Origin of the sequence: Geodermatophilus siccatus (assembly GCF_900103785.1) — a bacterium.
GTDB classification, from domain to species: Bacteria; Actinomycetota; Actinomycetes; order Mycobacteriales; family Geodermatophilaceae; genus Geodermatophilus; species Geodermatophilus siccatus.
Genome location: NZ_FNHE01000007.1, coordinates 146,210 through 170,906, shown reverse-complemented (window position 1 = coordinate 170,906; position 24,697 = coordinate 146,210). Strand labels below are relative to the sequence as shown.

General features: G+C 73.5%; 21 protein-coding genes. 11 read left to right on the top strand and 10 right to left on the bottom strand.

Going from position 1 to position 24,697, the window contains the following annotated elements; genetic code table 11:
• Window positions 1-89 precede the first annotated feature (89 nt).
• Entirely contained in the window at window positions 90-1,814 is a 1,725-nt protein-coding gene (locus tag BLS21_RS14545; RefSeq protein ID WP_091219622.1) for a bifunctional metallophosphatase/5'-nucleotidase, read from the top strand.
• A 192-nt stretch (window positions 1,815-2,006) separates the two neighbouring features.
• Window positions 2,007-2,603: a hypothetical protein gene (locus tag BLS21_RS14540; protein WP_091219619.1), complete on the top strand. Its 597-nt coding sequence runs from the start codon at window positions 2,007-2,009 to the stop codon at window positions 2,601-2,603.
• Between the two features lie 52 nt (window positions 2,604-2,655).
• Here the strand turns inward: BLS21_RS14540 and BLS21_RS14535 are convergent, their stop codons facing one another.
• Window positions 2,656-3,099, bottom strand: a complete 444-nt coding sequence (locus BLS21_RS14535; protein WP_091219615.1) for an Hsp20/alpha crystallin family protein — start codon at window positions 3,097-3,099, stop codon at window positions 2,656-2,658.
• A gap of 130 nt (window positions 3,100-3,229) precedes the next feature.
• Here BLS21_RS14535 and BLS21_RS14530 point away from each other — a divergent pair, with 130 nt between their 5' ends.
• Window positions 3,230-4,300: a s-methyl-5-thioribose-1-phosphate isomerase gene (locus tag BLS21_RS14530; RefSeq protein ID WP_217636134.1), complete on the top strand. Its 1,071-nt coding sequence runs from the start codon at window positions 3,230-3,232 to the stop codon at window positions 4,298-4,300.
• Window positions 4,297-4,938 (top strand): class II aldolase/adducin family protein, encoded by a 642-nt coding sequence (locus BLS21_RS14525; protein ID WP_091219612.1) that lies wholly within the window; start codon window positions 4,297-4,299, stop codon window positions 4,936-4,938. The genes BLS21_RS14530 and BLS21_RS14525 overlap by 4 nt, the downstream gene beginning before the upstream one ends.
• 36 nt (window positions 4,939-4,974) lie before the next feature.
• Here BLS21_RS14525 and BLS21_RS14520 read toward each other — a convergent pair whose 3' ends face one another.
• Window positions 4,975-5,328, bottom strand: coding sequence for a DUF488 domain-containing protein (locus tag BLS21_RS14520; RefSeq protein WP_091219608.1), 354 nt, complete (start codon window positions 5,326-5,328; stop codon window positions 4,975-4,977).
• Window positions 5,329-5,345: 17 nt separating this feature from the next.
• Window positions 5,346-5,612 carry a hypothetical protein gene (locus tag BLS21_RS14515; RefSeq protein ID WP_091219606.1) on the bottom strand — a complete coding sequence of 89 codons (267 nt, stop codon included), beginning with the start codon at window positions 5,610-5,612 and terminating at the stop codon, window positions 5,346-5,348.
• An 85-nt stretch (window positions 5,613-5,697) separates the two neighbouring features.
• Between BLS21_RS14515 and BLS21_RS14510 the strand changes: the two genes are divergently transcribed.
• The 4 genes from BLS21_RS14510 (at window position 5,698) to BLS21_RS14495 (ending at window position 10,077) form a co-directional block, all read left to right on the top strand.
• Window positions 5,698-6,825, top strand: coding sequence for a 5-methyltetrahydropteroyltriglutamate--homocysteine S-methyltransferase (locus BLS21_RS14510; RefSeq protein WP_091219602.1), 1,128 nt, complete (start codon window positions 5,698-5,700; stop codon window positions 6,823-6,825).
• Window positions 6,826-7,161: 336 nt separating this feature from the next.
• Entirely contained in the window at window positions 7,162-9,327 is a 2,166-nt protein-coding gene (locus BLS21_RS14505) for a carbon starvation CstA family protein (RefSeq protein ID WP_245700423.1), read from the top strand.
• On the top strand, window positions 9,324-9,536 hold the full coding sequence (locus BLS21_RS14500; RefSeq protein WP_091219597.1) for a YbdD/YjiX family protein: 213 nt from the start codon (window positions 9,324-9,326) through the stop codon (window positions 9,534-9,536). The genes BLS21_RS14505 and BLS21_RS14500 overlap by 4 nt, the downstream gene beginning before the upstream one ends.
• Before the next feature lie 199 nt (window positions 9,537-9,735).
• Window positions 9,736-10,077, top strand: a complete 342-nt coding sequence (locus BLS21_RS14495) for a hypothetical protein (protein WP_091219594.1) — start codon at window positions 9,736-9,738, stop codon at window positions 10,075-10,077.
• Between the two features lie 31 nt (window positions 10,078-10,108).
• On the opposite strand, the gene BLS21_RS14490 is transcribed toward BLS21_RS14495, so the two are convergent.
• The 3 genes from BLS21_RS14490 to glnA form a co-directional block, all read right to left on the bottom strand.
• Window positions 10,109-11,632 carry a phospholipid carrier-dependent glycosyltransferase gene (locus BLS21_RS14490; RefSeq protein WP_091219591.1) on the bottom strand — a complete coding sequence of 508 codons (1,524 nt, stop codon included), beginning with the start codon at window positions 11,630-11,632 and terminating at the stop codon, window positions 10,109-10,111.
• Window positions 11,629-13,167, bottom strand: coding sequence for an NAD(P)/FAD-dependent oxidoreductase (locus tag BLS21_RS14485; protein WP_091219585.1), 1,539 nt, complete (start codon window positions 13,165-13,167; stop codon window positions 11,629-11,631). The genes BLS21_RS14490 and BLS21_RS14485 overlap by 4 nt, the downstream gene beginning before the upstream one ends.
• 228 nt (window positions 13,168-13,395) lie before the next feature.
• Window positions 13,396-14,829 carry a type I glutamate--ammonia ligase gene (gene glnA / locus BLS21_RS14480; protein WP_091219582.1) on the bottom strand — a complete coding sequence of 478 codons (1,434 nt, stop codon included), beginning with the start codon at window positions 14,827-14,829 and terminating at the stop codon, window positions 13,396-13,398.
• Window positions 14,830-14,994: 165 nt separating this feature from the next.
• On the opposite strand from glnA, the gene BLS21_RS14475 reads away from it, so the two are divergent.
• Complete coding sequence (locus BLS21_RS14475; RefSeq protein ID WP_091219579.1) at window positions 14,995-15,417, top strand: RDD family protein; 423 nt, start codon at window positions 14,995-14,997, stop codon at window positions 15,415-15,417.
• Window positions 15,414-15,935, top strand: coding sequence for a GNAT family N-acetyltransferase (locus BLS21_RS14470; RefSeq protein WP_091219576.1), 522 nt, complete (start codon window positions 15,414-15,416; stop codon window positions 15,933-15,935). The genes BLS21_RS14475 and BLS21_RS14470 overlap by 4 nt, the downstream gene beginning before the upstream one ends.
• A gap of 56 nt (window positions 15,936-15,991) precedes the next feature.
• Here the strand turns inward: BLS21_RS14470 and BLS21_RS14465 are convergent, their stop codons facing one another.
• From BLS21_RS14465 to BLS21_RS14450, 4 genes are all read right to left on the bottom strand, one after another.
• The gene (locus BLS21_RS14465; RefSeq protein WP_091219572.1) at window positions 15,992-16,801 is read right to left on the bottom strand and encodes a DUF4191 domain-containing protein; all 810 of its coding nucleotides are present in this window, start codon (window positions 16,799-16,801) and stop codon (window positions 15,992-15,994) included.
• 109 nt (window positions 16,802-16,910) lie between these two features.
• Window positions 16,911-17,885, bottom strand: a complete 975-nt coding sequence (gene lipA, locus BLS21_RS14460) for a lipoyl synthase (protein WP_091219570.1) — start codon at window positions 17,883-17,885, stop codon at window positions 16,911-16,913.
• Between the two features lie 78 nt (window positions 17,886-17,963).
• Window positions 17,964-19,142: a hypothetical protein gene (locus tag BLS21_RS25180; RefSeq protein WP_091219567.1), complete on the bottom strand. Its 1,179-nt coding sequence runs from the start codon at window positions 19,140-19,142 to the stop codon at window positions 17,964-17,966.
• A 282-nt stretch (window positions 19,143-19,424) separates the two neighbouring features.
• Entirely contained in the window at window positions 19,425-21,548 is a 2,124-nt protein-coding gene (locus BLS21_RS14450) for a putative bifunctional diguanylate cyclase/phosphodiesterase (RefSeq protein ID WP_091219564.1), read from the bottom strand.
• A gap of 237 nt (window positions 21,549-21,785) precedes the next feature.
• Between BLS21_RS14450 and leuS the strand changes: the two genes are divergently transcribed.
• Window positions 21,786-24,674, top strand: a complete 2,889-nt coding sequence (gene leuS, locus BLS21_RS14445) for a leucine--tRNA ligase (protein WP_091219561.1) — start codon at window positions 21,786-21,788, stop codon at window positions 24,672-24,674.
• The last annotated feature ends 23 nt before the right edge of the window (window positions 24,675-24,697 follow it).

The following is a 24,697-nucleotide window of genomic DNA, read 5'->3' as shown; positions in this document are numbered from 1 at the left end:
CGGCCCGAGGCCGACACGTGGTGTCGATCTGCGACGACGCACAGTAGGGTCAGGCCGGAACGGTCCGGCCCGTCCGCCTGGGGGAACCGATGCGACCCACCGTCCGCCGCGCCACCGTCGCGGTCGCCGTGTCCACCACGATCGCCGGCCTGGCCGTGGCCGCCGCGACCTCCGCCGCCGCTGCGCCAGGCCGTTCCGGCGACGCCCCGCACGGAGGTGCGCCGGTCGACGTGCAGCTGCTCGCCCTCAACGACTTCCACGGCGCCCTCGAGCCGCCGAGCGGGTCCGGCGGCCAGATCCGCACCGGGACGAACCCGGACGGCACGCCGGTCAGCGTGCCCGCCGGTGGCTCCGCGCACCTGGCCACCCAGCTGGCCCAGCTCGCCGAGCAGCAGGAGGAGGACAACACGATCACCGTCGCCGCCGGCGACCTGATCGGTGCCTCGCCGCTGCTGTCGGCCGCGTTCCACGACGAGCCCACCATCGAGGCGCTCGGCCTGGCCGGGCTGGACTACGCCAGCGTCGGCAACCACGAGTTCGACGAGGGCACCGACGAGCTGCTGCGCATCCAGGACGGCGGCTGCCACCCGGTCGACGGCTGCGCCGACGGCACCCCCTACGCGGGCGCGGACTTCCGGTACCTGTCGGCCAACGCGTTCTGGACCGGGACCGGGGAGCCGCTGCTCGACCCGTACGCCGTCCACGAGGTGGACGGGGTCGAGATCGGCTTCATCGGCATGACCCTGGAGGGCACGGCCGACATCGTCGCCCAGCAGGGCATCGCGGGGCTCGACTTCGCCGACGAGGTCGAGACGGCCGACCGGTACGCCGCCGAGCTGCAGGCCCAGGGCGTCGAGGCCATCGTCGTCCTGCTGCACGAGGGCGGCGCCCAGACCGGCGAGAACGCCTGGGACGTCGACGGCTGCAACGGCCTGACCGGCCCGATCGTCGACATCGCCACCGGGATGTCCGACGCCATCGACGTCGTCGTCAGCGGGCACACCCACCAGGCCTACACCTGCCGCATCGACTCCAAGCTCGTCACCAGCGCGAGCTCCAACGGCCGCCTCGTCACCGACATCGACCTGCGGGTGAACCGGCAGACCGGGGACGTCGTCCAGGCGACCGCCGACAACACCGTCGTCACCCGGGACCTGGCCGCGGACCCGGCGCAGACCGAGCTGATCGCCCGCTACCGCACCGCGCTCGGCCCGATCGCCAACGAGGTCGTCGGCCAGGCCACGGCCGACATCACCCGCACCGCCGACGACACCGGGGAGACGCCGCTGGGCGACCTCATCGCCGACGCGCAGCTGGCCGACACCCGGGACGAGCGGGCCGTCGCGGCCTTCATGAACCCGGGCGGGGTCCGGGCCGACCTCGGCGCGGGGGACATCACCTACGAGGAGGCCTTCACCGTCCAGCCGTTCGCCAACACGCTGGTGACGCTGGACCTGACGGGAGCCCAGCTCGACTGCCTGCTCGAGCAGCAGTACGTCGTCGGCCGGGTGCTGCAGCCGTCGGCGACGGTCCGCTACACCGTGAGCCCGGGTGCCCCGGCGGGCACGGCCGCCGACCCCTGCTCGGGCCAGCGGGTCGGCGGCCTGGCCATCGAGGGCACCGCCGTGGACCCGGCCGCGGTCTACCGCGTCACGGTGAACGGCTTCCTCGCCGACGGCGGGGACGGCTTCACGGTGCTCCGGGAGGGCGCGAACCGGGTGGCCACCTCGATCGACCTGGACGCCTTCGTCGCCTACCTGGGCGCGAACTCGCCCGTCGCACCGCCGGCCACCGACCGGATCACGGCCGGCTGAGAGAGGACCTCCCTGCCCCCGCCACGCGCAGGCTCGCGGCGGGGTCCTGCAGGGAGGCCGACGACGGCGGCTCCCTCGCGGGGCCCCGTCGTCGTGCGTGCGGCTCGGATCCGGGACCGGCGTGTTCAGGACGGCGCCGTCCTGGGCAGGGCAGGAGAGCCCGCCGACCCCGACCGGGAGGACGCCGAGAACGTGCGCCACCTCCGTGCCACCGCGGCCGTTGCCCCTCTGCTCGCCGTTGCCCCTCTGCTCGCCCTCGCCGACTGCGCGTCCCCGGCCGCCGGCCCGACGCCCCGGGCGGTCGACGTCTCGCTCGCCGCGCAGGCCGTCGTCGCGACCCCACCGGAGGACGACGCGGCCTCCTGCACCAGCGCCTCCGGCTACCGGGTCCCGTTCCCGGCCGACTGGGCGACCAACGCCGACGGCGTGCTGCCGGCCTGCAGCTGGTTCGCCCCCGGCGAGGAGGTCGTCGTCCCCGAGGCCTCCGACGCGCGGACCGCGCCCGTGGCCCTGCAGGTCGTCGACGCGCCCCTCGCCCAGGTCGCCGTGCCGATGCCGGACGAGGTGGCGCGCACCGAGCTGGAGGTGGGCGGCCGGTCGGCGGTGCGCACCGAGCAGGTGACGACCGTGGGCCTGTACCCGGAGGGCACCCGCATCACGACGTGGGCGCTGGACCTCGACGGCCGCACCCTGGTCGCCGACGCCGTCGAGCTGCCCGGCGGGGACCACGCGCGCGCGGTCGCCGTCCTCGACGAGATGGTGCGGACCGTGGAGCCGACCGCCGGCTGACCCCCCGGTGGACGCGTCCGATCCGGACGCGTCCACCGGCGCGCGCGTCGGCTCAGCTGCTGATGGCGATCCGCCGCGGCTTGGCCTGCGCGGACTTCGGGACGTGCACCGTCAGCACGCCGTCGTGCAGCTGCGCGCTGACGGCGTCGGCGTCGACGTCGCCCGGCAGGGTCACCGAGAAGTGGAAGCGCCCGACCCTGCGGGTGCGCCGGTGCAGGATGCCCTTGCGCTCCTTCTCCTCGATGTCACCGGAGACCGTCAGCCGGCGGTCGTCGAGCTGGATGTCGACGTCCTCGCGCGCCACGCCGGGGAGGTCGATCTCGACGGTGTAGGCGTCGTCGGTCTCCTCGACGTCGGCCAGCGGGGACCACCGGTCCAGGGCGCCGCCCAGCCCGGACTGCCAGAGCGTGTTCACCCGCTCGTAGAGCTCGTCCAGCTCACGGAGGGGGTCCCACCGCGCGGCGGAGCGGGACGGGGAACGGACGGGGAGCGTCATGGTGCGTCCTCCTCTCGAGGTCTCGTCGTGTCGACACCCCTGTGAACCTCCAGTGGCCGCTGCAGATTCCCGGGCCCGAGGGCGTCACCGACATCTGGTCGGCGCGCGCTCCGGCCGCGATCATCGTCGGGTGACTGCCCCCGCCGGCGTGTCGGCCGGCTCCTCGGCGATGGTCCCGACGGACGTCCCGGTCCCGACCCTGGTCGGGGAGAGCGTCGTCGTCGAGCCCGACGCCGTCCGGATCCTGGACCGCCGCGTCTTCCCCTTCGAGCGGACCTGGGTGACCTGCCGCAGCCACGAGGACGTGGCCCGGGCCATCGAGGAGATGGTCACCCAGAGCCTCGGCCCGCTGTTCGCGGCCGCGGGCGGGATGACGCTCGCCGCCCGGGAGGCCGACCGGCTGCCGACGGCGCGGGCGCGACGGGAGTTCCTGACCGGGGCCGGCCACCGGCTGGTCGCCACCCGGCCGACCAACAACGGCATCCGGGACGTCGTCGCCGAGCTGTCGACCGTCGGGACGGCCGCCGTGGACGCCGGGGAGCTGCCGGGGCCCGCCGTCGAGCAGGCCGCCCGGGCGGTCGCGGAGCGGCACCGGGCCGGCCACCGGCGCCTGGGTGAGCACGCCGCCGCGCTGATCCCGGACGGCGCCACGGTCCTGACCCACTGCTGGGCGGAGTCCTACCTCACCGAGACCGTCGCGGCGGTGCTGCGCTCGGGCAAGCGCATCGACGCCGTGTGCACCGAGACGCGGCCCTACCTGCAGGGCGCCCGCCTGACGGCGGAGAGCCTGGCGGAGATGGGCGTCCCCACGCGGCTGGTCACCGACGGCATGCCCGCGCACCTCATGAGCCGGGGCGACGTCACCACCTTCGTCACCGGTGCCGACCGCGTCACCCTGGACGGCTCCGTCGTGAACAAGATCGGCACCCTGCAGATCGCGGTCGCGGCGCACACCTTCGGGGTGCCGTACCTGGCGCTCGTCCAGGCCCCCGACCGGCAGGCGCCGGACGCGTCCGCCGTGGAGCTCGAGGACCGGGACGGGCGCGAGGTGCTGCAGTGCCTCGGCCACCGCACGGCGTCCGGGTCCGTTCCCGGCGTCTACCCCGCCTTCGACGTGACCCCGCCGCGGTTCGTCAGCGTCGTGGTCACCGACCGCGGGCGGTTCGCCCCGTCCGACGTGGCCTCCTACTTCGCCGCATGAGGCCGGCCGCGACCCGTGCGGAGGCGGTCGACCAGCTCGTCGAGGTCGGCCGCCTGGCGGTGGAACGCGGGCTGGTGCTGGCCAGCGGCGGCAACCTCTCCGCCCGGCTGCCGGGGGAGTCCGAGTTCGTGGTGACCGCGGCCGGCACGTGGCTGGACCGGCTGACCCCCGCGGACTTCAGCGTGCTGACCCCGGACGGCGAGGTCACCGCCGGTGCCGCGCGGCCGTCGAGCGAGTGGAAGCTCCACCAGCGCACCTACCGTGCCCGCCCGGACGTGAACGCCGTCGTCCACCTGCACCCGCAGCACGCCGTCCTGGTCGACGCCCTCGGCCACCGGATCCGGCTGATCACCCTCGACCACGCCTGCTACGTGCGGTCGGTCGGCACGGTCCCGTACCACCCGAACGGCTCCGACGAGCTCGCCGACGGTGCTGCCGAGCAGGCCCGGCAGCACGACTGCATCGTGCTGTCGCACCACGGCTGCTCGGCGCTGGGGCCGGACGTCGGCATGGCCTTCCGGCGGGCGCTGAACCTGGAGGAGGCGGCCACGGCCACCTACCGCGCCCTGCTGCTCGGCGACACGAGCTGCACCTTCCCGCCGGAGGGCCTCGCCGGCCTGCGCCACGACCTCCCCTGACGCCGGCAGGCCCCCCGCCGGGTGCCGGGGCGGGGACTACCGGCCGAGCGCCTGCTCGAGGTGGTCGCGCAGGACGACGGCGTTGTTGTGCTCGCGGTCCCGGGCGGCGTAGAGCAGGACGACGTCGCCCTCGGCGGCGGCGTCCCGCAGCGGCGCCCAGGTCCCGGGGGAGGCGTCGAGCTCGGCGACGTACCGGCGGCGGAACTCCTCCCACCGGGCCGGGTCGTGGCCGAACCACCGGCGCAGCTCGTCGCTGGGGGCGGCGTCGCGGAGCCAGCCGTCGAGGGCCAGGGCGTCCCGGGCGACCCCGCGCGGCCACAACCGGTCGACGAGGAACCGGGCCCCCGGGACGCCGGGGTCGAGCTCGTGGACCCGCGCGATCCGGATCACGTGGTGCCCCGGAGCGGTCAGCCGCGGACGGCGTCGAGGTAGTCGGGGTAACCGGCGACGACGTCCTCGATCTCGACGATGTCGGGGAAGTCGGCCGGGTCCTGGTGGCCGAGGAGGAACCGGACGGTCCGCCGCACCAGCTCCTCGTCGTCCACCTTCAGGCCGAGCTCCTCGCGGAGCCCGGGGCTGACCCGGAACCAGGACTCGGTCTCCTCGCCGTCGCCGCGCAGCCGCACGACGTACTCGGACTCGCCCTGTGCCTCGATCTGGAAGGGGTCGGTCATGTGCGTCGCCTACCCCGTCGCGGGGTCGGATCACCGCAGGGGGGTGGGCGCTGCGACGCACCGCGCCAGGGGGCAAGCTCGGGACATGACCGACACCTCCGGACCGCCGTTCCGCGCCGACCACGTCGGCAGCCTCCTGCGCCCGCAGGGCCTGCTCGAGGCCAGGGCCCGCTTCGCCGCCGGGGAGATCGACGCGGCCGAGCTGCGGAGCGTCGAGGACGAGGCGATCGCCGACGTCGTCCGCCTCCAGGGGGACGTCGGCCTGCGCACCGCGACCGACGGCGAGTTCCGCCGCGCCTCGTGGCACATGGACTTCATCTACGCCATCGGCGGCATCAGCAAGGTGACCGGCGAGGACATCGTCGTCCACTTCAAGAACGCCGACGGCACCATCGACTTCACGCCGGCGGGCCTGCACGTCGACGGGCCGCTGTCGATCGACGAGCCGATCTTCGCCGCGGACTTCGCGTACCTGCAGGGGCAGGTCGGGCAGACGCAGACGGCGAAGCTCACGATCCCCTCGCCCTCGATGGTCCACTACCGCGGCGGCGCCGCGGCGATCGACCCGGCCGTCTACCCCGACGAGGACGCCTTCTGGGACGCGCTGTCGGCGGCCTACGCCCAGCAGGTGCAGGGCATCGCCGCGCAGGGCTGCACCTACCTGCAGCTGGACGACACCAGCCTGGCCTACCTCAACGACCCCGCGCAGCGCGCCGAGCTGGCCGCGCAGGGGCGCGACGCCGAGCACCAGCACGAGCGCTACATCCGGCAGATCAACGCCGCGCTGGCCGGCCGCCCGGAGGGGCTGACGGTCACCACGCACATGTGCCGGGGCAACTTCCGCTCCTCGTGGGTGGCCGAGGGCGGGTACGACTTCGTCGCCGAGGCGCTGTTCGGCGGACTGGAGGTCGACGGCTTCTTCCTCGAGTACGACGACGCCCGCTCCGGCGGCTTCGAGCCGCTGCGCTTCGTGCCGCCGGGCAAGCGCGTCGTCCTGGGCCTGGTCACGACCAAGCGCCCGCAACTGGAGGACAAGGACGACCTCAAGCGGCGCATCGACGAGGCCGCGCGGTACGTGCCGCTGGAGCAGCTGGCGCTGTCCCCGCAGTGCGGCTTCTCCTCGACCGTCGAGGGCAACGCCCTGACCCGGGACGAGCAGATCGCCAAGCTGGCGCTCGTCGTCGAGACCGCCCAGGAGGTCTGGGGGTACTGAGAGGACCTCGACCCCGGCCCCGTTCCGAGGCTCGCCCCGAGCTTGCGAGGGGTGAGGGGGACGGGGCCCTCCTACCTGCAGGGGGGCGTTCCAGCACGTCGTCCGGCCGGCGGTGGGGGCGAGGGGGCCTCGATCACGGGCGGATCACGACCCGCGCCCGCCGCCCGCCCCTCCTGGTGGAGCGGGCCGGGGGCTTGACATGCTCCCTGCGTCCAGAGGACGGCGTCGTCCGGACGCTGTCTGCGCGCGCAGGGAGGGGCGACCGTGTCCACCACCGTCAGCAGGCCCGACACCGACGGAGGACCCCCGGGAGGGGGCGGCCGCCGTCGACCGTCAGTGAAGACCGTCCTCGTCTGGACGGCGGTGGCGATCGTCGGCGCCGTCGCCTGGACGGTGCTCGCGCTGGCGCGTGGCGAGACGGTCTCCGCCCTCTGGATCCTGTTCGCCGCGCTGTGCTCCTACGCGATCGCGTACCGCTTCTACGCGAAGTTCATCGCGCGGCGGGTGCTCGCGGTCGACGACCGGCGGGCCACCCCGGCCGAGCGGCTGCACAACGGCATCGACTTCGACGTCACCGACCGGCGGGTGCTCTTCGGGCACCACTTCGCCGCGATCGCCGGCGCCGGCCCGCTGGTCGGGCCGGTGCTCGCCGCGCAGATGGGCTACCTGCCCGGCACGATCTGGATCATCGTCGGCGTCATCTTCGCCGGTGCGGTGCAGGACATGACCGTCCTGTTCTTCTCGATGCGCCGCAACGGCAAGAGCCTCGGCCAGATGGTCCGCGAGGAGATCGGGATCGTCGGCGGCATCGCGGCGCTCATCGCCGTCTTCGCCATCATGATCATCATCTTGGCCGTGCTGGCGCTGATCGTGGTCAACGCGCTCGCCGAGTCGCCGTGGGGCGTGTTCTCCATCGCGCTGACCATCCCGATCGCCCTGTTCATGGGCGTCTACCTGAGGACCATCCGACCAGGGCGGGTCCTCGAGGCCACCGCGATCGGCGTGGTCCTGCTGCTGGCCGCGGTCATCGGTGGCGGCCTGATCGACGACACCGGGCTGGGCGAGGCGCTGACGCTGTCGAAGGAGTGGCTGGTCCTCGCGCTCGTGGTCTACGGGTTCGTGGCCTCGGTGCTGCCGGTGTGGCTGCTGCTCACCCCGCGCGACTACCTGTCGACCTTCATGAAGGTCGGCGTCATCGTCCTGCTCGCCATCGGCCTGCTGCTGGCCCGGCCGGTGCTGCAGGCCGACGCGGTCACCGACTTCGCCCGGGAGGGCACCGGCCCGGTCTTCGCCGGGTCGCTGTTCCCGTTCGTCTTCATCACCATCGCCTGCGGCGCGCTGTCGGGCTTCCACGCCCTGATCTCCTCGGGGACGACGCCGAAGATGGTGGCCAAGGAGAGCCAGGTCCGCCTGATCGGCTACGGCGGCATGCTGATGGAGTCCTTCGTCGCGATCAGCGCGCTCATCGCCGCCGTCGTGATCGACCAGGGGCTCTACTTCGCGATGAACAGCCCGGCCGGGGCCACCGGCGGCACCGTGGAGAGCGCGGCCGCCTACGTGAACGGCCTGGGCTTCGACACCACGGCGCAGGACCTGGCCGCGGCCTCCGCTGCGGTGCAGGAGCCCAGCCTGGTCTCCCGCACCGGTGGCGCGCCCACCCTCGCCGTCGGCATCGCGAACATCCTGTCCGACGCGTTCGGCGCGGGCATGGCCGCGTTCTGGTACCACTTCGCGATCATGTTCGAGGCGCTGTTCATCCTCACCGCCGTCGACGCCGGCACCCGGGTGGGCCGGTTCATGCTGCAGGACACGATCGGCAACGTCTGGAAGCGCTTCGGCGACCTGTCGTGGCGGCCCGGCAACATCATGGCCAGTGCCGCGGTGGTCGCGCTGTGGGGCTACATCCTCTACGTCGGGGTCACCGACCCGCTGGGCGGCGTCAACCAGCTCTTCCCGCTGTTCGGCATCGCCAACCAGCTGCTGGCCGCCATCGCCCTGACCCTGGTCACGGTGCTGCTGATCAAGCACGGCAAGGCGAGGTACGCCTGGGTGACCGGCGTCCCGCTGGCGTGGGACCTCGTGGTCACCATGACGGCGAGCTTCCAGAAGGTGTTCTCGTCCGACCCGGCGGTGGGCTACTTCGCGCAGCGGGCCCGCTACGCCACGGCCCGGGACGCCGGGGAACTCCTGGCGCCGGCGCAGAACGCCGACCAGATGGACCGGATCGTCTACAACTCGACCCTGAACGGTGTGCTGCAGGCGGTCTTCGCCCTGCTCGTCCTCGTCGTGGTCGTCAACGCGGTGGTCGTGATCGCCCGCGCCCTGCGGACCGGCGGGCCGGTGCCGACCACCGAGGAGCCGGCCGTGCCGTCGTCCATCGTCGAGCCCTCCGGACTGTTCGCGACCGCGGACGAGAAGCGGGCCATGGCCGAGCACGAGCGGCTGGTCGGCGCGGGCGCGCGGGGCCACGGCACCTTCACGGAGGAGGGTCCGCCGCGGTGAGCGGGGGGAACGCCACCGCCGTCCGGTCAGCCCTCACCCGGGCCCTGAGGGGAGTGCACTGGTACCTCAAGGAGCTCACCGGGGAGGCGCGGTGGGACGACTACCTGCGGCACTGCGCCGAGCACGGGCACGAGCCGATGAGCCGGCGGGAGTTCGAGCGGCGCCGCGCCGACGAGGCGGAGCGCAACCCGGTCAGCCGCTGCTGCTGAGGTGACGGGTGCGACGCGGCCCCGGTCCCCTGCACGGGGGACCGGGGCCGTGGTCCGTGTACGACGGACCCGGCTCGCCCGTCACGGGAGACCCGCGGCGTCCCACGAGTGTGCCGAGCCCGTGCACCCGGAGGCCCGGGCTGCCGAGATCGGAGGCACGTTGCCGTGGCCCCGCGGGCCCGTCCGAGAGGTGGCACCCGTGTCCGTGCCGTCGTCGTCCCACCGTCGTGATCGCCGCACCGAGCTGCGCGCCGGCATGTCCCTGCTCGCCAGTGCGGCCGCCGACCTCGGGGTCGGTGCCGAACCCGGGGTCCGCGTGCTGCGGGACGGCCGGCTCTGGCTCGCCGAGCTCGGGACGGCGGTGACCGCGGCCGACGTCTACCAGGCCGCCCGCGGCCTGGTCGCCGCCCAGCTCGACGCCATCGCCGACGTCTCGGGCCGGCCGGTGGAGGACCACGCACTCGCCTGGCTGGTGACCCTGCAGACCAACGAGGTCCTGGTCGGTCTCGAGGACCTCGACCTGGAGGGCGACGCAGCCTGAGGGAGGACCCGGCTCGGGCCGGCGGGACGGCTCAGCCGGCCGCCGGCGCGGGCTCGGGCCGGGGCGCCTCGGCGGGACCCCGCTCGTCCCGCCGGCGCCGCAGCGAGACCCCGCGCAGCGCCAGCACCGCGGCCGGCGGCAGGACGGCGAGCGTCGGGAGCACGTAGCGGAAGTCGAACGAGGCGGTCGCGGCCGGACCGGCCATGAGGGTGAGCCCGATGAGCGCCAGCAGCGCCGGGTCCAGCCGGTCGCGCCAGTCGCGCCGGCGCAGGAACAGCGCACCCAGGCCCACCAGCATGCACACGCCGAGCACCGGGCCGGGGGTGTAGAAGTACCGCTGGTACGAGCGCAGGTCGCCGACCATCCCCTCGTCGTAGCCGTACGGCCCGGGGGCGAGCACCGGCGTGCAGTCGTACTGCTCCACCGGTTCCGCGTACGGGAACGCCCACCAGGTCGGGCAGGTGTCCTGCGGACCGGAGACCCGGCCCGGCCGGACGTAGTGCACGGTCTCCGAGAGCAGCTGGCGCAGGTAGTCCCACGGCTGCCCCGTGATGGCGATGGTGGCGAACTCCGCGAGGTCCTCCTCCGACCACACCCGCTCGCCGTCCACCACGGCGTTGGCCGGGCTGTCGGCGAACCAGACGAACTGGTCACCGGGGCGGCGCTCCTCCGGCGGCTGCGTCGGGCACAGGGGCTGCAGCCGCTCGGGCACGTCCAGCTCCTCGCACTGGACGAAGGTGGCGACCCGTCCGTAGAGGAAGTGGCCGGTGTAGTCGGTCAGCCCGAACGAGCCGTGCACGCTGCCGAACCAGGCCGCGTAGGGCACCAGCACCGCCGCGACGCCGCCGAGGAAGGCGACGACCGCCGGCCAGCGCAGCGTCCGGACGAGCAACCGCACCACCAGGTAGACGAACACGACGCCCACGAGGAAGAGCCCCACCGTGCGGGTGAGCGTCAGCAGGCCCAGGACGACGCCCACCGCCGCGATCAGCAGCGGGCCCGGCCGCTCGCGGACCAGCAGGAGCACCAGCGCGACGGCCATGAGGCAGACGAAGAGCGTCTCGGCCAGGATGAAGTGTTCGATGTTGAGCAGGTAGGCGTCGAAGGCCAGCGGCAGGACGGCGAGCACGCTCAGCCAGCGGGCGACGCCGCGACGCTGCAGCAGCGCGTAGACCAGCACCACGACCGCCAGGCCGAGCACGTGCTGGACGATCGCCACCTCGCGGAACGTGGTGACCGGGTTCAGCAGGGCCAGGAAGGCCGAGTAGCCCCACGGCCGGTCGACGGCGGGCTCGACCCACTCGGCCCGGTCGACGTAGGTGCCCGAGTCGGGGAACCACAGCGCCGTCAAGTACGCCGCGGTCACGTAGCCGCGCGCGATCGCGGCGAGGACCAGCACGACGAGGAAGACGGCGTGCCGGCGGGCCAGCCGGAACGCGCGCGCCGCCGGTCCCGGGCGGGCGGCGTCGGCTGCCCCGGACGCGAGCGCGCCCGCCGCCGGCGCGGGGTCCTCGGGGGACTCCGGCCGGCGACGGGCGCCTGGTGCCTGCGTCACGCCGCCGTGGGGCGGGGACTCCCGTGGTCGTCCGCCGTGGCGTCCGTGCGCTGCGACGAGACCTCCTCGTGGTAGTCCTCTTCCACGTTGACGTCCCAGATGTCGTGGTGCGTGCCGTCGGCGATGTTCTGCACGGTCAGCATGGCCGTGAGCATCGAGTGGTCCTGGTTGTTGTAGCGGAACATGCCGTTGCGCCCGACCGGGTGCAGGTTCGGCGTGTTCTCCTCGATCCAGCGCCGGATGACCTCGACGTTCTCCTTGTACCCGGCGTCGTAGAACGGGTAGGCCTTCGGCATCCGGACGACGAAGCCGCGCTCGACGTCGGAGGCCTTGGCCAGCCCGAGCTGCTCGAGCTCACGGGCACCCTGGGCGATGAGGTCCTCGTCGGACCGGTTCCAGGTGTCGTCGCCGACGTTGACGAAGAACTCCAGGCCCAGGCAGGTGCGCCCGTCCTTGACCAGGTACGGCGACCAGGAGCCGAAGTTCTGGATCCGGCCGACCTGGACGTCGGGGGAGTGGATGTAGATCCAGTTGTCGGGGAAGCCGGCCTCGACCGGGAGCACGAGCGCCACGGTGAGGAAGTCGCGGTACTTCAGGGCGTCGGCCGCCGCCAGCACCTCCGCCGGGGGCTTCGGGTCGAGGGCGTTCACCAGCGAGGAGAACGGCATCGAGCTGATGACGTGGTCGGCCTCGTAGCGCTTCTCGGCGCCGATGTCGCTGCGGCTGGCCTCGGGCGCGCCCGCGCCGGCGCCGTAGCCGCCGGTGACCACCGTGGTCAGAGCGGTGACACCGCGACCGGGCTCCCAGTGCACGGTGCGGACCTTCTCCTCCATGACCACCGTGCCGCCGCGCTCCTGCACCTTGCGCGCGGCGGTCTCCCACATCATCCCGGGCCCGTACTTGGGGTACTGGAACTCCTCGATGAGGGAGGTGATCTCCTTCTGGTTGCGCTTGGGGGTCAGCGCGTTGACCACCGCACCGACCAGCGACAGGTTCTTGATCCGCTGGGCGGCGAAGTCGGCCGGCAGCTGGTCGACCGGGACGCCCCAGAGCTTCTCGTTGTAGGTCTTGAAGAAGTGCTGGTAGAGGCGCTTGCCGAAGCGGGCGACGATCCAGCCCTCCAGGGTGTCCTGGTTCTTCGGCGGGCGGATCCGCGCCCACAGGTAGGACGCCACGCACCGCACGGCCTCGACCGGGCCGAGGTTGCCCAGGGCGTTGCCGGCCTTGAGCGGGTAGTCGTAGAGCTTGCCGTCGTAGAAGATCCGGCTCATCCGCGGCCGGAGCAGGAAGTCCTCGTCAGGGAGGATCTCGTGCCAGAGGGCCTCGACCTCGGGGACCTTGGTGAAGAAGCGGTGGCCGCCGATGTCGAAGCGCCAGCCCTCCCGCTCGGCGGTGCGGCTGATGCCGCCCACCATCGAGTCACCCTCCAGCACGGTGACCGGTACCTGGCGACGGACCAACTCGTAGGCGGCGGTCAGCCCCGCGGGTCCGGCGCCGATCACCGCCACACTGGTGCGGTTGCCGTCGGTGGTCATGAACTCTCGCCTTCTCACTGGTGGACCCACGACGACGCGGCTCGGACGACCCCGACCGTTCCGGACGACCCCGTCCCATGGGATGACAGATTCGCCTTGCACGGTACGTGGGCCGCTGCCCGGGGGCCACGTCGCCTCCGTGCCACCGACACGACACCGACGCGACACCGACACGATGCGGCCCCCGACCTCGGGTCGAGGGCGGGGGCCGCGGAACGTCCGTCGAGGTCAGATGTCGTAGTACATCGCGAACTCGTGCGGGTGCGGGCGCAGGCGGATCGGGTCGATCTCGTTCTCCCGCTTGTACTCGATCCACGTCTCGATCAGGTCGGGGGTGAACACCCCGCCGTCGACGAGGTACTCGTGGTCGACCTCGAGCCGGTCGAGGACGGCGTCCAGCGAGGCCGGCACCTTCTCGATGCCCAGGGCCTCCTCGGGCGGCAGCTCGTAGAGGTCCTTGTCCACGGGCGCCGGCGGCTCGATCTTGTTCTTGATGCCGTCGAGGCCGGCCATCAGCATCGCCGAGAAGGCGAGGTAGGGGTTGGCCGACGGGTCGGGCACGCGGAACTCGATGCGCTTGGCCTTGGGGCTGTCGCCGGAGATCGGGATGCGGCAGCAGGCCGAGCGGTTGCGGGCCGAGTAGACCAGGTTGATCGGGGCCTCGTAGCCGGGCACCAGGCGGTGGTAGCTGTTCACCGTCGGGTTGGTGAAGGCCAGCAGCGACGGGGCGTGGGCCAGCAGGCCGCCGATGTAGTGGCGGGCGGTGTCGGACAGGCCCGCGTAGCCGGTCTCGGCGTGGAAGAGCGGCTCGCCGTCCTTCCAGAGCGACTGGTGGCAGTGCATGCCGGAACCGTTGTCACCGAACAGCGGCTTGGGCATGAAGGTGGCGGTCTTGCCGGCGGCCCAGGCGGTGTTCTTGACGATGTACTTGAACAGCATCAGGCTGTCGGCCGACCGCAGCAGGGTGTCGAACTTGTAGTTGATCTCGGCCTGGCCGCCGGTGCCCACCTCGTGGTGACCGCGCTCGAGCTCCAGGCCCGCGCGGGTCAGGTTGAGCATCATGTCCGCGCGCAGGTCGCTCTGGTGGTCGTAGGGCTCGACCGGGAAGTAGCCGCCCTTGGGCCGGGTCTTGTAGCCCAGGTTCGGGCCGCCGTTCTCGCCGGTCAGCGAGCCGGAGTTCCAGGAGCCCTCGACCGCGTCGATGTGGTAGTAGCCCTCGTTGATGCCGGTCGAGTGCCGGATCGAGTCGAAGACGTAGAACTCCGCCTCGGGGCCGAAGTAGGCGGTGTCGGCGATGCCGCTGCTGGCGAGGTACGCCTCGGCCTTCTTCGCCACGTTCCGCGGGTCGCGGCTGTAGGCCTCGCGGGTGATCGGGTCGTGGATGAAGAAGTTGATGTTCAGCGTCTTGTGCTTGCGGAACGGGTCCACGAAGGCGCTGTTGGCGTCGGGCAGCAGCAGCATGTCCGACTCGTTGATCGCCTGGAAGCCGCGGATCGAGGAGCCGTCGAACCCGAGACCGTCGGAGAACGTGTCCTCGCCGAAGGTCGACGCGGGGATCGTGAAGTGCTGCATGACGCCGGGCAGGTCGCAGAAGCGGACGTCGACGAACTGGACGTCGTTGTCGCGGATGTAGGCGGCGACCTCGTCGGGACTGGTGAACATCGATCCTCCGGGTTGGGGCGGACAGCCGGTGGCGAACGTACGATCGGGCGGTTGCCCTGCGGTGTCTCGGGTGTTTCGGGCCGGTAACAACGCTCCTGGCGTGTCGCCGACCCCGTTGCCGCCGGTCGGGCGGACGGTCTGCGCGCGCGTCCTACGCTGAGGTCCATGGTCAGGGACGCGCAGCCACCCTCTCAAGAGCGCCCGCGGGGCGCCGCCCTGGGGCTGCCCGGCGAGGGGCCCGGCTCCCTGGCCTCCTTCGGCAGCCGGATCGGCGCCTTCCTCGTCGACGCCGTGGCCGCGGCGCTGATCGCGGGCCTGTTCACCGCGCCCTCGCTGCCCGGCAACTGGAGCCTGCTGCCGTTCGGGCTGATCACCGTGGTCACGCTCGTCGCCTTCGGGCAGACGCCGGGGATGCGGCTGCTCGGCCTGCGGCTGGCGCACTCGCGGGCGGGGGAGCGGCTGGCGCTGTGGCGGGCCGTCGTCCGGACGGCGCTGCTCATGCTGCTGGTGCCCGCGCTCGTGGTGGACGCCGACGGCCGCGGGCTGCACGACCGGCTGACCGACACCGCCGTGGTCCGGGACGCGTGATCGTCCGTCGGGAACGGCCGGCCGACCACGCCGCCGTCCACGCGCTGCACGCCGCCGCCTTCCGGCCGCCCGGCGCGCGGCCCGACGCCGACGTCGTCGAGGCCCGGCTGACCGACGAGCTGCGTGAGGACGCCGGCTTCCTGCCGCACCTGTCCCTCGTCGCCACGGACGGCGACGCGGTGGTCGGGCACGTGATCGCCACCCGTGGCTGGCTGGAGCCCCTCGGCGTCCCGGCGCTCGGGCTGGGTCCGCTCGGTGTCCTCCCCGCGGCGCAGGGGAGAGGCGTGGGCACCGTGCTGGTGCACGCGCTGGTCGCCGTGGCCGAGGCGGCCGACGAGCGGCTGGTCGCGCTGCTCGGGGCGCCGGGCTACTACCGGCGGTTCGGGTTCGTCGCGGCCGACACCGTGGGGGTGGCCGCGCCCGACCCGGCGTGGGGCGCGCACTTCCAGGCCCGCTGGCTCGGTGACCGGCGCGCCGAGGGCACGTTCCGGTACGCGGAGCCCTTCGCCCGGCTGTGAGCCCGGGACGCGCCGAGCCCCGTGCCGGTGGGCACGGGGCTTCTGCGTCGTCCGTCCTACCTGCGGCGGACCTGGCGCTGGCTGACGGTCATCTGGCGACCCCCGGGCAGCGGGCCGCCGGGCACCGGCATCCGCGAGCCGCCGAGCGCGGCGACCCGCTTGCGCAGGGCGTTGAGCTCACCGCCGTCGAGGTTGCGCGGCAGCTTCATCACGTGGGCGCTGAGCTTGCGCAGCGGCACCTGCCCCTCCTCGTCGCCGACGAGGACGTCGTAGATCGGGGCGTCCCCGGCGATCCGGGCGAGACGCTTCTTCTCCTGGGCCAGCAGCGGGCGGACCCGCGACGGGGCGCCCTCGCCGACCAGGATCACGCCGGGACGGCCCAGCACCCGGTGGACGGCGTCGAGCTGGGTGGTGCCGGCGACGCCCGAGGAGACCTGCCAGTCACCGCGCATGCCCTCGAGGACCCACGCGGCCGCGCCGGGCTGGCCCTCCACCTGGCGATAGGCCGAGCCCTGCGCGCGGCGACCGAAGACGATCAGCGCGGCCAGCGCGCCGAAGAGGACGGCGATGGGCAGGAAGAGGAACGGCGAGCCGAGCAGGACGCCGATCAGCTCGAACACCGCGGCCACCGCCACGAAGGCGATGAGCATGAACCAGGGCAGCTTGGGGTCGTTCTTGCGGGTCAGCGAGTAGGCCTGCTTCATCATGCGGGCCTGGTCGCCGACCTTCTTCAGGCGGCCGACCTTGGGCCGGCCGTCCTTGCCGACCTTCGTCGCCCCCCTGCCGCGGCCTCGGGAGCCGGGCCCGGTGGCGGCCTTGCCGGTGCCGGACGGCGCGGAGGAGTCGGTGGGCCTGCTGCGTGCCATGTCCCCAGGATAGAGAAAGGACCCTCCTGGCCCCCCACCGCTCGCAAGCTCGCGTCGGGAGCCTGCAGGAGGGCCGGCGACCGGCCCCGGTGGACCGGCCGCGACGTCCTCAGATCGAGCGGGTGAGCCCGCGGGCCTCGACGGCCTGCTGGTACAGCCGGCCCGCCCGGTAGGAGCTGCGCACCAGCGGCCCGGCGAGCACGCCGGGGAAGCCGATCTCCTCCGCCGTCTGCTGGAAGCCGACGAACTCGTCGGGCTTGACCCAGCGGACGACGGGGTGGTGACGCGGCGAGGGCCGCAGGTACTGGGTGATGGTCAGCAGGTCGCAGCCGGCCTCGTGCAGGGCCCGCATCGTCTCGACGACCTCGTCGGGCTCCTCGCCCATGCCCAGGATGAGGTTGGACTTGGTGACCAGCCCGGCCTCACGGGCGGCGGTGAGAACCGCCAGCGAGCGCTCGAACCGGAAGCCGGGGCGGATGCGCTTGAAGATCCGCGGCACGGTCTCGACGTTGTGCGCCAGGACCTCGGGGCGGGAGGAGAAGACCTCGGCGAGCTGGTCGGGGTCGGCGTTGAAGTCGGGGATGAGCAGCTCGACACCGCACCCCGGGACGGCGGCGTGGATCTGCCGCACCGTCTCGGCGTAGAGCCAGGCGCCGCCGTCGGGCAGGTCGTCACGGGCGACGCCGGTGACCGTGGCGTAGCGCAGCTGCATCGTGGCGACGCTCTCGGCGACCCGGCGCGGCTCGTCGGCGTCGAACTCGGCGGGCTTGCCCGTGTCGATCTGGCAGAAGTCGCACCGCCGGGTGCACTGGTCCCCGCCGATGAGGAAGGTGGCCTCCCGGTCCTCCCAGCACTCGTAGATGTTGGGGCACCCGGCCTCTTCGCAGACGGTGTGCAGACCCTCCCGGCGCACCAGCGACTTCAGCTCGGTGTACTCCGGGCCGGTCTTCAGCCGGGTCTTGATCCACTCCGGCTTGCGCTCGATCGGGACCTGGCTGTTGCGGACCTCGAGGCGCAGCAGTTTGCGGCCGGAGGGCGCCAGGGGGGTGTCGGTGGAGGGGGTCGGGGCCACCGTCTCGCTCATGATCGACCACGTTACCCCCGGAGACGGCAACGCCCGCCTCGACGGAGGCGGGCGTTGCTGCTCAGGGGCGGGACGGGGTCAGGTCGCCGGGTTGCGCGGGTCCTCGGAGTCGGAGCCGATCCCGCCGGAGGCGGTCTGCGGCTGGTCGTTCGGCGAGGCGGTGGCGGTGTCCAGCGCCGGGTCGTCCGCACTGGTCGTGGCGGTGCCCGGGGTGGCGGAGCCAGGGGTCTCCGTGGGCTTGGACTGCTGCGCCCACGAGCCCGCGTCGGTGTCGGGCGGGGTGGCGTCCCCGGCGGTGGTCTGGGCGGTCGAGACGGTCTTGCCGGAGTTGCTCGGGGAGCTGGGCACGGGGTCCTCTCGGTAGCTCGGCACGGGCCCGTCGCCGGTGGGGGCGGGGGTCCACAGGTCGTCGGAGCCGCTGCGGCGGCGCAGCACCACCGCCACGGCGGCGGCGATGCCGAGGACGGCGAGCAGCCACGGCCAGCGCCGCGGCCGGGGCTCGATCCCGACCTTCCGCCTTCCTGCCTTACCCGCCTTCGCGGCCTTCCTCCCCAGTTCCCGGCGCTTCTTCGCCGCCGCCCTCTCCAGCTCACCGCGCTTCTTCGCGGCCTTGGCCGTGGCGGCGGCGAGCTCCAGGCGGCGCAGCTCGAGCTCGTCGCGGGCGCTGCCCAGCCCGGAGCTGAGCGACTCCCGGGTGTTCTCCAGCACCGGCGTGACCGCCTCACGGGCGGCCAGCACCCTGGGTGCGGCGTAGGCCAGCGTGGCGGCCTGGGCGGCGGTCAGCCGGGGGACGACGTCCTCCGCCAGCGTCTTCTGGGCCGCGCCACGGGCGGCCTCGACGCGGGGGGTGAGGTCGGCGGCGGCCTTGGCGGCCGCGGCCTGCGCGGCGGTCACCGCGGCGGTCAGGTGGGGGACGGCGGCGTCGCGGGCGGCCTCCACGTGCGGGGTGAGCGCGTCACGGGCGGCCTCCACGCGGGGGCCGACCGCGTCACGGGCCGCCTCCACGCGCGGGGTGAGCGCGTCACGGGCGGCCTCGACGGCGGGCGCGGCGACGGCCACCGCGGCGGCGACCTTGGGCACGACCGCGCCCTTGGCGGCGTCCAGCGCCGGACCGCTCGCCTCGCGGGCAGCCTCGACGTGCGGTGCCAGCTGTTCCGTCGCTGCCCGCCGGGCCTCCGCCACCGCCGTGCCGATGTGGGCGAGGCCCTCCTGCAGTTCCTCGCCGATGATCTGGCCGTGCGTCTTCTTGCGGAACACGGGATGCACCTCCGGTTGATCGTGTCGGCGGTCATCCTGCCCGGTCGCCGGGGACGGCACACCCCGGGTGCGATCTCCGGGACGGCGGGCGCGACGAGGCCCCGGCAGCGTCGCCGGGTGCAGCCGCGCGTCCCCACCGGACCGCGGCAGGACGCCGTCCACGAGAGGCCGGGACGGCCCGGCCGGACCGGCCAGGGGCACCGGCAGGTCCTCGGCCCCGCCGACCTCCACCACCTGACCGGGTGGCGTGAGGTGGCGTCCCAGCTGGGCCGACGCACCTCGTTACAGCGACTGCAGCGGGCTCTCCCGGCGCGCCAGCCACGTCAGCAGGTCCTCGACCGGCATGGGACGGGCGATCGCGTACCCCTGGGCGACGTCGCACCCCAGCGCGGCCAGCGCGACGCCCGTCTCGTCGTCCTCCACGCCCTCGGCCACCAGCGAGAGCCCGAGGTCGTGGGCCAGGGCCACGGTGTGCCGGACGATCGCCGCGGCCCGCGGGTCGCTGCCGACGTCGCGGGTGAGGCTCCGGTCGAGCTTGAGCTCGTCGGCCGGCAGGTGGCGCAGGTAGGCCAGTGAGCTGTACCCCGTGCCGTAGTCGTCGATCGACGTCCGGACGCCGAGCCGGCGCAGGTCGGCCAGGACGGTCCGGCCACGTTCGGGGTCGGCCATGAGGGTGTCCTCGACCAGCTCGAGGGTGAGCGCCGCGGGCGGCAGCCCGTGGCGGAGCAGGGCCATCGCCACCTTGCTCGGCAGGTCGAGGTCGCTGACGTTCGCCGCCGACAGGTTCACCGACACCGGCACCCGCCGGGTCGGCCACCACCGGGCGACGGCCTCGAGCGACAGCTCGAGCACCCGGTCGGCGAGAGGCCGCATGAGGCCGGCCTGCTCGGCCGCGGGCAGCAGGTCGCCGGTGCCGCTGCCCGGGTCGGGCACGTAGGCCCGCACGCCGTCCCGGCTGGCCTTGGCGGCGTACATCGCCACGTCGGCGCAGCGCAGCAGCTCGGCCACCGTGGCGGCGGGGACCGGTGCCGTCGCGACCCCGATGCTGACGCCCACGTGCAGGCGGATCCCCTCGACGGTGAACGGCTGCAGCAGCAGCTCACGGAGCCGCTCGGCCCGCTCCTGCGCCTCGTCCAGAGCGGCGTGCGGCAGCAGGACGGCGAACTCGTCGCCACCCAGCCGCGCCAGGGTGTCCGAGGTCCGCAGGGCGCCGCGCATCCGCGGGCCCACCTGGCGCAGCAGGCCGTCGCCGGCGTGGTGCCCCAGGCTGTCGTTGACCTCCTTGAAGCCGTCGAGGTCGAGCAGCAGCAGGGCAGCGGGGTGGCGGGCGGTGGCGCTGTCCAGCTCCCGCTGGGCCGCGTCGAGGAAGGCCCGCCGGTTGGGCAGGCCGGTCAGCTCGTCGGTCCGGGCCTGCTCGCGGACCTCGTTGAAGGCGCGGACCTCCCGGAACGTGATCGCGGTGCGGACCAGCGCGGCGACGACGCAGCCCACGGCGAGCCAGGCAGCCGCCGTGGGCAGCCGGTCGCCGTAGCCGGTCGCGAGGACCATCAGGCTGGCCAGGTTGCACGCCAGCGGCACGGCCAGGACTCGCCAGCCCACCCGGGTGGCCGCCCGCGCGCTCGCCTCGGCCGACGCCCGCACGGCCTCGGGCTCGCTGTGGTGCGCGGCGAGGGCGACCAGCGCCATCGCGACCAGCCAGGTGAGGTCCAGCGGCCCGCCCTCGACGTACACCCCCGCGGTGGCCAGGTCGAGGAAGACGATGTCGCCGAGGAGGTTGGCCCCGATGCCGGCGCCGAGCAGCAGCAGCGTCCGGTCGCGCCGGACGCCCAGGATGGCGCCCACGCCGACGAGCAGCGCGAGCAGCACGACGTCGGCCACCGGGTAGGCCAGGCTGGTCAGCACCGCGGGCACGCTGCCCTCGGTCAGCTCGAGGGCCGGGGCGAGCAGGGCCGCGACGGCGACGGCGCCCGCGCCGAGGGCCCCGACGACCCCGTCCAGCCACATGCTGGCGTGGAAGCGCGCCACCCGGGCGCGGATCAGCCCGACGAGCGCGACGTAGAGCGGCAGGTAGTAGGCGAGGTAGAAGACGTCGGCGACGGAGGGGAACGGCTCCTCGGCCATCGGGGCGATCGCCAGCGAGTACACCAGGTTGCCGACGACGCCCAGGACCAGCGCGACCGTCATGCTCCACCAGGCCAGCCGGTCGTCGGCGGCCCGGCGGGCTGCGGCGGCGCACCCGAACGCCGCCCCGACGTAGACGGCGTTGTAGAGGACGAGGTCGTAGGCGATCGCCCACGTCCCGCCGTCCGGCCGACCCCACACCCCGGTGGCGAACAGGGCCAGGGCCGTCAGCGTCAGGCCGAGGGCGCTGCGGGACGGGGCGGTGGCGTGCCAGGTGGATCGCACACGACGGACATCGGCCGGTGCCGTGCCGGGCTCCACCCGACACCCGTCCGGCCTCCCCACCGCGGGTGAGGCGGGGTCGGGCGCCGGTGCGCGGTAGCATCGGAGGCGTGACCAGGCGGCTCCTCCTCGCGCGGCCGTGCTGACCTGAGATCCCCGTCAGCACGGCGACCCCTCCTGCGTGAGGGGTCTTTTGCTGTCCGCCGCCGGTACGAGCACTCGAGGACCAGGAGCACGACGATGAGCCAGACGGCCGACCAGCCGAGCGTCGAGCAGGCGGGGGACGTCCCGCCGCACCGCTACACGCCCGCCCTGGCGCAGCGGATCGAGCTCGCCTGGCAGGACCGCTGGGCGGCCGAGGGGACGTTCCACACCCCGAACCCGACGGGCCGGCTGTCCGAGGGCTTCGAGCGGGTCGCCGACCGGCCCAAGTACTTCGTGATGGACATGTTCCCGTACCCCTCGGGCGCCGGTCTGCACGTCGGCCACCCGCTGGGGTACCTGGGCACCGACGCCACCAGCCGGTTCCGCCGCATGGACGGCGCCAACGTGCTGCACCCGATGGGCTACGACGCCTTCGGCCTGCCGGCCGAGCAGTACGCCGTCCAGACCGGGCAGCACCCGCGGATCACCACCGAGGCCAACATCGCGGCCATCAAGGCGCAGCTGCGCCGGCTGGGCGTCGACCACGACGAGCGCCGCACCTTCGCCACGATCGACCCGGGCTACTACCGCTGGACCCAGTGGATCTTCCTGCAGGTCTTCGGGTCCTGGTTCGACGAGCAGGCCGGGAGGGCGCGGCGGATCGTCGAGCTGGTCGACGAGCTGGACGCCGGCACGCGGGAGCCCGCCCCCGGGACGAACGACACCGGCCGGCCGTGGGCCGAGCTGGACGACGTCGAGCGGCGCCGGGTCGTCGACGCGCACCGGCTGGCCTACCTGCACCAGGCACCGGTCAACTGGTGCCCGGGCCTGGGCACGGTGCTGTCCAACGAGGAGGTCACGCCCGACGGGCGCTCCGAGCGCGGCAACTTCCCGGTGTTCCGGCGTCCGCTGACCCAGTGGATGATGCGGATCACCGCCTACGCCGAGCGGCTGCTGGCCGACCTGGACCGGCTGGACTGGTCGGACTCGGTGAAGCAGATGCAGCGCAACTGGATCGGCCGCTCCACCGGCGCGCGGATCGGCTTCAGCTGCGGCGACGAGACCATCGAGGTCTTCACCACCCGGCCCGACACCCTGTTCGGCGCCACCTACATGGTGCTGGCCCCCGAGCACCCCCTGGTCGAGACGCTGACCGCCGCCGAGTGGCCCGATGGCACCGACCCGCGGTGGACCGGCGGAGCGGCGACCCCGGCCGAGGCGGTGCGCGAGTACCAGCGGCAGGCCTCCCGCCGCTCCGAGCTGGACCGGCAGAACGAGGCGCGGGAGAAGACCGGCGTCTGGCTGGGCGTCACCGCGGTGAACCCGGTCAACGGCCGCGAGCTGCCGGTCTTCATCGCCGACTACGTGCTGACCGGGTACGGCACGGGCGCCATCATGGCCGTCCCCGGGGAGGACGCCCGCGACTTCGAGTTCGCGCAGGTGTTCGGGCTGCCCGTCGTCCGCACGGTGCAGCCGCCGGACGACTTCGAGGGCGGCGCCTACACCGGCGCCGGCCCGATGATCAACTCGTCCAACGAGGACATCTCGCTGGACGGCCTGGACAAGGCGACCGCGATCACGACCATCACCGACTGGCTGGTCGAGCACGGCCACGGCCAGGCGACCACCACCTACAAGCTGCGCGACTGGCTGTTCAGCCGGCAGCGCTACTGGGGCGAGCCGTTCCCGATCGTCTACGACGAGGACGACCTGCCGATCGCCGTCCCGGACTCGATGCTGCCGGTGTTGCTGCCCGAGGTCGACGACTACTCGCCCAAGACCTTCGACGACGACGACGCCGACTCCCTGCCGGAGCCGCCGCTGTCGCGCGTCGCGGACTGGACGACGGTCGAGCTGGACCTCGGCGACGGGCCGCGGAAGTACCGGCGCGAGACCAACACGATGCCCAACTGGGCCGGCTCGTGCTGGTACTACCTGCGCTACCTGGACCCCTCCGACGACACCCGGATGGTCGACCCGGAGCTGGAGCGCTACTGGCTCGGCCCGCGCGAGCCCGGCGACGTCGGCGGCGTCGACCTGTACGTCGGCGGCATGGAGCACGCCGTGCTGCACCTGCTGTACGCCCGGTTCTGGCACAAGGTGCTGCACGACCTGGGCTACGTCTCCAGCGAGGAGCCGTTCCGCCGGCTGGTCAACCAGGGCTACATCTCCGCCTACGCCTACACCGACGAGCGCGGCTTCTACGTGCCCGCCGCCGAGGTCGTCGAGGAGGACGGCCGGTTCACCCACGAGGGCAGGCCCGTCAACCGCGAGTACGGGAAGATGGGCAAGAGCCTGAAGAACATGGTGACGCCGGACGAGATGATCGCCGCGTACGGCGCCGACACGCTCCGGGTCTACGAGATGTCGACCGGCCCGCTGGAGCAGTCCCGGCCGTGGGAGACCAAGGCCGTCGTCGGCTCGCAGCGGCTGCTGCAGCGGATCTGGCGGGTCGTCGTCGACGAGGAGACCGGGGCGGTCCGGACGGCGGACGACGCCGAGCCGGCCGAGGAGACCCTGCGGGCGCTGCACCGGGCGATCGCCGGGGTCCGCGACGGCATGGCGACGCTGCGCTTCAACATCGCTATCGCCCGGATCACCGAGCTGACCAACCACCTGACGCAGGCGTACGGCGCCGATTCCGCTGTGCCGCGCTCGGTCGCCGAGCCGCTGGTGCTGCTGGTGGCGCCGCTGGCCCCGCACATCGCCGAGGAGCTGTGGGCGCGGCTGGGCCACGAGCAGTCGCTGGCCTGGCACCCGTTCCCGGAGGCCGACGAGCGCTGGCTGGTCGAGGACACCGTGCAGGTCGCCGTCCAGGTCAACGGCAAGGTGCGGGCCCAGGTGACCGTGCCGGCGGACGCCGACGCCGCCGCGCTGGAGGCCGCCGCCCGGGCCGACGAGAAGGTGGCCGCGCACCTGGACGGGAAGACGGTGCGCCGCGTCGTCGCCGTCCCCGGGCGGCTGGTCAACTTCGTCCTCGGCTGAGCCGGTGACATCGTCGTCCTATC

Bases quoted from the DNA above. Each gene is read 5' to 3' on its own strand.
- BLS21_RS14545 (WP_091219622.1), top strand. From the start codon at position 90: ATGCGACCCACCGTCCGCCGCGCCACCGTCGCGGTCGCCGTGTCCACC.
- BLS21_RS14535 (WP_091219615.1), bottom strand. From the start codon at position 3,099: ATGACGCTCCCCGTCCGTTCCCCGTCCCGCTCCGCCGCGCGGTGGGAC.
- BLS21_RS14525 (WP_091219612.1), top strand. From the start codon at position 4,297: ATGAGGCCGGCCGCGACCCGTGCGGAGGCGGTCGACCAGCTCGTCGAG.
- BLS21_RS14515 (WP_091219606.1), bottom strand. From the start codon at position 5,612: ATGACCGACCCCTTCCAGATCGAGGCACAGGGCGAGTCCGAGTACGTC.
- BLS21_RS14510 (WP_091219602.1), top strand. From the start codon at position 5,698: ATGACCGACACCTCCGGACCGCCGTTCCGCGCCGACCACGTCGGCAGC.
- BLS21_RS14485 (WP_091219585.1), bottom strand. From the start codon at position 13,167: ATGACCACCGACGGCAACCGCACCAGTGTGGCGGTGATCGGCGCCGGA.
- glnA (WP_091219582.1), bottom strand. From the start codon at position 14,829: ATGTTCACCAGTCCCGACGAGGTCGCCGCCTACATCCGCGACAACGAC.
- BLS21_RS14475 (WP_091219579.1), top strand. From the start codon at position 14,995: ATGGTCAGGGACGCGCAGCCACCCTCTCAAGAGCGCCCGCGGGGCGCC.
- BLS21_RS14465 (WP_091219572.1), bottom strand. From the start codon at position 16,801: ATGGCACGCAGCAGGCCCACCGACTCCTCCGCGCCGTCCGGCACCGGC.
- lipA (WP_091219570.1), bottom strand. From the start codon at position 17,885: ATGAGCGAGACGGTGGCCCCGACCCCCTCCACCGACACCCCCCTGGCG.
- leuS (WP_091219561.1), top strand. From the start codon at position 21,786: ATGAGCCAGACGGCCGACCAGCCGAGCGTCGAGCAGGCGGGGGACGTC.